A 5,516-nucleotide genomic window follows, 5' to 3' on the forward strand; every position below is an offset into this window, starting at 1 on the left:
AGGGCGACGCCGCGCTGGCCGCCGACGTCAACTGGCTGGTGGACAACGTGCGCTGGGACGTGGAAGCCGACCTGGCCCGCGTGATCGACCCGCGCCTGGCGCACGAAGTGGCCAACGTCGGCCGTGGCCTGGTGCGCGGGCTGCGAATGGCCATCGGCGCCGTGGCCGATGGGGCTGCACGCTGGCGTGGTGGCCGGCCGTGAGCGCCGCCCGATGAGGCGTCTTGCCAGGCTGCTGCTGATTGTCGTCACGCTGCTGCGCTTTGGGGTGGACGACATTGCCCTGTCGGGCTTCCGGCAGGGGTGGGTGCGCGCGCTGGCGCGCATCGTGACCCTGGGCCGCCGTTTCGATGCACCGCGCGGCGCGCGGCTGCGCATGGCGCTGGAGCGGCTGGGGCCCATCTTCGTGAAGTTCGGGCAGGTGCTGTCCACCCGGCGCGACCTGCTGCCGCGCGACGTGGCCGACGAGCTGGCCAAGCTGCAGGACGACGTGCCGCCGTTCCCGGGCGAGCTGGCCGTGACGCTGGTCGAGCGCGCGCTGCGCAAGCCGCTGTCGGCCGTGTTCCAGGAATTCAACCCGGTGCCGGTGGCCAGCGCGTCCATCGCGCAGGTGCACTTCGCCACGCTGCTGTCAGGCCGTGAGGTGGCGGTCAAGGTGCTGCGCCCGGGCATGCTGGACGTGATCGAGGACGACCTGGCGTTGCTGCACAAGCTGGCCCGCTGGGTGGAGCGCGTGAGCGTGGACGGCAAGCGCCTGAAGCCGCGGGAGGTGGTGGCGGAGTTCGATATCTACCTGCATGACGAGCTCGATCTGATCCGCGAGGCGGCCAACGCGGCCCAGCTGCGGCGCAACATGCAGGATTTGGGCCTGTGCCTGGTGCCCGAGATGGTGTGGGACCTGTGCACGCCCACGGTGATGGTGATGCAGCGCATGCACGGTGTGCCCATCAGCCAGGTCGAGCGGCTGCGCGATGCGGGCGTGGACATCAAGAAGCTGGCGCGCGACGGCGTGACCATCTTCTTCACCCAGGTGTTTCGCGACGGCTTTTTCCACGCCGACATGCATCCCGGCAACATCCAGGTGAGCCTGGCGCCGATGACCTTCGGCAACTACATCGCGCTCGACTTCGGGATCATCGGCACGCTGACCGAGAACGACAAGGAATACCTGGCGCAGAACTTCATCGCCTTTTTCCGCCGCGACTACAAGCGCGTGGCCGAGCTGCACGTGGAAAGCGGCTGGGTGCCGCCCGAAACCCGGGTCGATGCGCTGGAAAGCGCGATCCGCGCGGTGTGCGAACCGCACTTCGACCGGCCGCTGAAGGACATCTCGCTGGGCCAGGTGCTGATGCGCCTGTTCCAGACCTCGCGCCGCTTCAACGTCGAGATCCAGCCGCAGCTGGTGCTGCTGCAAAAGACGCTGCTCAACGTCGAAGGCCTGGGCCGCCAGCTCGACCCCGACCTGGACCTGTGGGCCACGGCCAAGCCCTTCCTGGAGCGCTGGATGAACGAACAGATCGGCTGGCGCGGCCTGGTGGAGCGGGTGAAGAACGAGGCGCCGCGCTACGCCCAGCTGCTGCCCGAGCTGCCGCGGCTGCTGCACCACAGCCTGCGCGCCTCGTCCCATGCCGACGAGGCGAGGGCGCTGCGCGAGCTGGTGATCGAGCAGCGCCGCACCAACCGGCTGCTGCAGGCCGTGGTCTGGACGGGCGTGGGCTTTGGCCTGGGTGCGCTGGGCATGCAGCTGCTGCAGATGCTCTGACGCCGGCGCCCGCTAGAATCGCGGGTTCCGTTCTTACGCGTCAACGCGCTCATCCAAGGGTTTGTCATGCCGATCTACGCCTATCGCTGTGCCGAATGCGGCCATACGAAAGACGTGCTGCGCAAGCTGTCCGACCCGCCGCTGACCACCTGCCCGGCCTGCGGGGCCGAGGCCTTCGAAAAACAGGTCACGGCCGCCGGCTTCCAGCTCAAGGGCTCCGGGTGGTACGTCACCGATTTCCGCAACGGCTCGGGTGGGGCTGCCAAGCCGGCCGCCTCCGGCGAGTCCGCGGCTGCGGCGCCCGCCGCGCCAGCGGCCGATGCCGCCAAGCCGGCTGCCGCACCGTCGCCTGCGCCGGCAGCGCCTGCTCCGTCGCCCGCCAGCGGCAGTGGCAGCGGTGGCGGCGGCAGCGCCGCCTGAACGCGGCGACCGAAAGCCCCCCTTGAAGAAATACCTGATCGCCGGCTTGCTGGTCTGGCTGCCCATGGCCGTGACCGTGTGGGTGCTGCATGCCGTGCTGGGCATGATGGACGGCGTCTTCGGCTGGATCCTCAGCACCACCCAGGTGGTGCTGCCCGGCGCGCTGCACGGCCCGATCGAAGCGCTGCGCCAGATCCCGTTCCTCGGTTTCATCTTCGTGGGGCTGATGCTGCTGCTCACCGGGGTGTTCGCCACCAACATCGCCGGGCAGTGGGCGCTGCACCAGGGCGGCCGGGTGCTGAACCGCATCCCCATCGTCAAGTCGATCTACAGCTCGGTCAAGCAGGTGTCCGACACGCTGTTCTCCAGCAACGGCAACGCCTTCCGCGAAGCCGTGCTGGTGCAGTACCCGCGCGCCGGCTCCTGGACCATCGCCTTCATCACCGGCCGCCCCGGCGGCGAGGTGGCCGCGCGGCTGGCCGGCGAGCATGTGAGCCTGTACGTGCCCACCACGCCCAACCCCACGTCCGGCTTCTTTTTGATGGTGCCGCGCGGCGAGGTGGTGCCGCTGCGCATGAGCGTGGACGAAGCGCTGAAGTACATCATCTCGATGGGCGTGGTGTCGCCGCCGCCTTCGGCCATGCCCCCCGTGCCACCCAGCCCGCCGGTGGTGGTGCTGCCGCCCGCCACCGCCGAGCCGCCCGCGCCCGAGGTGGAACGAAATCTGGCGGGCTGAGCGCCTGGCACGCGCCCAGCCCCACGCGGCCCTGTTCTGCCGCCAGCGCCATCTGTTGACCCGGGCCTGCCACTGAAGGCGCCCGATAGATCCGCCAAGCATTCCGGAGAGATTCAATGAGAACCACTTACTGCGGCCTCGTCAGCGAAGCCCTGATGGGCCAGACCGTGACGCTGATGGGCTGGGCCCACCGTCGCCGCGACCACGGCGGCGTGATCTTCATCGACCTGCGCGACCGTGAAGGCGTGGTGCAGGTGGTGTGCGACCCTGACCGCGCCGAGATGTTCAAGACGGCTGAAGGCGTGCGCAGCGAGTTCTGCCTGAAGGTGGTGGGCCTGGTGCGCCCGCGCCCGGCCGGCACCGAGAACGCCAACCTCACCAGCGGCAAGATCGAGGTGCTGTGCCATGAGCTGGAAGTGCTGAACGCCAGCGTCACGCCGCCGTTCCCGCTGGACGACGAGAACCTGTCGGAAACCACCCGCCTGACGCACCGCGTGCTCGACCTGCGCCGCCCGTACATGCAGAACAACCTGATGCTGCGCTACCGCGTGGCGATGGAAGTGCGCAAGTACCTGGACGAGAACGGCTTCATCGACATCGAGACGCCGATGCTCACCAAGAGCACGCCCGAAGGCGCGCGCGACTACCTGGTGCCCAGCCGCGTGAACGACGGCATGTTCTTCGCGCTGCCGCAAAGCCCGCAGCTGTTCAAGCAGCTGCTGATGGTGGCCGGCTTCGACCGCTACTACCAGATCACCAAGTGCTTCCGCGACGAGGACCTGCGTGCCGACCGCCAGCCCGAGTTCACGCAGATCGACCTGGAAACCTCGTTCCTGACGGAAGTCGAGATCCGCGCCATCACCGAGAACATGATCCGCCAGGTCTTCAAGAAGACGCTGGACGTGGAGCTGCCCGAGTACCCGGTGATGACCTATGCCGAGGCGATGCACCGCTTCGGCTCGGACAAGCCCGACCTGCGCGTCAAGCTCGAGTTCACCGAGCTGACCGAGGTGATGAAGGACGTCGACTTCAAGGTCTTCTCCACCCCCGCCACCACCAAGGGTGGCCGCGTGGTGGCCCTGCGCGTGCCCGGCGGCGGCGAGATGAGCCGCGGCGAGATCGACGGCTACACCGAGTTCGTCAAGATCTACGGCGCCAAGGGCCTGGCCTGGATCAAGGTCAACGACCTGGCCAAGGGCCGTGAAGGCCTGCAGAGCCCGGTGGTCAAGAACCTGCACGACGCCGCGCTGAACGAGGTGCTGCAGCGCACCGGCGCGCAGAACGGCGACCTGCTGTTCTTCGGCGCCGACAAGGCCAAGGTGGTCAACGACGCCATGGGCGCGCTGCGCGTGAAGATCGGCCACAGCGAATTCGGACGCGGCAAGGGCCTGTTCGAAGACCGCTGGGCGCCGCTGTGGGTGGTCGACTTCCCGATGTTCGAACATGACGAAGAAGCCGACCGCTGGGTGGCCGTGCACCATCCGTTCACCGCGCCCAAGGACGGGCACGAAGACCTGATGGACACCGCGCCCGACCAGTGCATCGCCAAGGCCTACGACATGGTGCTCAACGGCTGGGAACTGGGCGGCGGCTCGGTGCGTATCCACCGCGCCGAGGTGCAGAGCAAGGTGTTCAGCGCGCTGAAGATCGGCCCCGAAGAAGCCCAGCTCAAGTTCGGCTTCCTGCTGGACGCGCTGCAGTACGGCGCGCCCCCGCACGGTGGCCTGGCCTTCGGCCTCGACCGCCTGATCACGCTGATGACCAAGGCCGAGTCGATCCGCGACGTGATCGCCTTCCCCAAGACCCAGCGGGCGCAAGACCTGCTGACCGGCGCGCCGGGCCCGGTGGACGAGAAGCAGCTGCGCGAGCTGCACATCCGCCTGCGCAACAACCCGTCCGCGCAGGCCTGATCGGCCGGCGGGGCGGCGGCTGGCCGCCCGCCGGACCTTGGGGGCTAGACTGCCCGCTCCGCCCCCGCCGCCGAGTGCCCATGTCGCTGCCCGCTGCCGAGACACCCCGACCCTTCAAGATCCCCGAATCGGTGCTGGTGGTGATCTACACCCCGGCGCTGGACGTGCTGCTGATCGAGCGGGCGGACAAGCCTGGCTTCTGGCAAAGCGTCACCGGCTCCAAAGACCTGGTCGACGAGCCGCTGGCCCTGACTGCCGAGCGCGAAGTGGCGGAGGAAACCGGCATCGTCATCGGCACCGAGGCCGTGCCCCGCACGGCGCTGCGCGACTGGGGCCTGGTCAACGTCTACGAGATCTACCCCGTGTGGCGCCACCGCTATGCGCCAGGCGTGACGCAGAACACCGAGCATGTGTTCGGGCTGCGGGTGCCCGCCGGCACGCCGGTGCGCCTGGCCCCGCGCGAGCACACCGCGCTGGCCTGGCTGCCCTGGCAGGAGGCGGCCGACCGCTGTTTCTCGCCCAGCAATGCCGAGGCCATCCTGCAGCTGCCCCGTTTTGCCTGACCGGGGGGGCCTGAGCCATGACGCTCAAACCGCTGCAATCGACGCTGCTGCCCAAGGCCAGCACCCTGGGCCGGCTGCGCACCGCCACCTACAACATCCACAAGGGCGTGCGCGGCCTGGGGCCGC

General features: G+C 68.8%; 5 protein-coding genes and 1 pseudogene. All 6 read left to right on the plus strand.

Annotated elements, in window-relative coordinates:
* A pseudogene (locus tag ABNT58_RS19150) lies at window positions 1-203 on the plus strand (hypothetical protein); the annotation flags it as partial.
* Window positions 204-213: 10 nt separating this feature from the next.
* Complete coding sequence (gene ubiB / locus ABNT58_RS19155) at window positions 214-1,761, plus strand: ubiquinone biosynthesis regulatory protein kinase UbiB (RefSeq protein WP_348755034.1); 1,548 nt, start codon at window positions 214-216, stop codon at window positions 1,759-1,761.
* Between the two features lie 66 nt (window positions 1,762-1,827).
* Window positions 1,828-2,181 (plus strand): FmdB family zinc ribbon protein, encoded by a 354-nt coding sequence (locus ABNT58_RS19160; protein WP_348755035.1) that lies wholly within the window; start codon window positions 1,828-1,830, stop codon window positions 2,179-2,181.
* Window positions 2,182-2,203: 22 nt separating this feature from the next.
* A complete protein-coding gene (locus ABNT58_RS19165) occupies window positions 2,204-2,917 on the plus strand; it encodes a DUF502 domain-containing protein (RefSeq protein ID WP_348755036.1) in 714 nt (237 codons plus the stop codon).
* A 116-nt stretch (window positions 2,918-3,033) separates the two neighbouring features.
* Window positions 3,034-4,827 (plus strand): aspartate--tRNA ligase, encoded by a 1,794-nt coding sequence (gene aspS / locus ABNT58_RS19170; RefSeq protein ID WP_348755037.1) that lies wholly within the window; start codon window positions 3,034-3,036, stop codon window positions 4,825-4,827.
* Between the two features lie 80 nt (window positions 4,828-4,907).
* Window positions 4,908-5,390: a dihydroneopterin triphosphate diphosphatase gene (nudB, locus tag ABNT58_RS19175; protein WP_348755038.1), complete on the plus strand. Its 483-nt coding sequence runs from the start codon at window positions 4,908-4,910 to the stop codon at window positions 5,388-5,390.
* Window positions 5,391-5,516 lie beyond the last annotated feature (126 nt).

It is taken from the genome of uncultured Aquincola sp., assembly GCF_964001545.1.
Lineage (GTDB): Bacteria > Pseudomonadota > Gammaproteobacteria > Burkholderiales > Burkholderiaceae_C > Aquincola.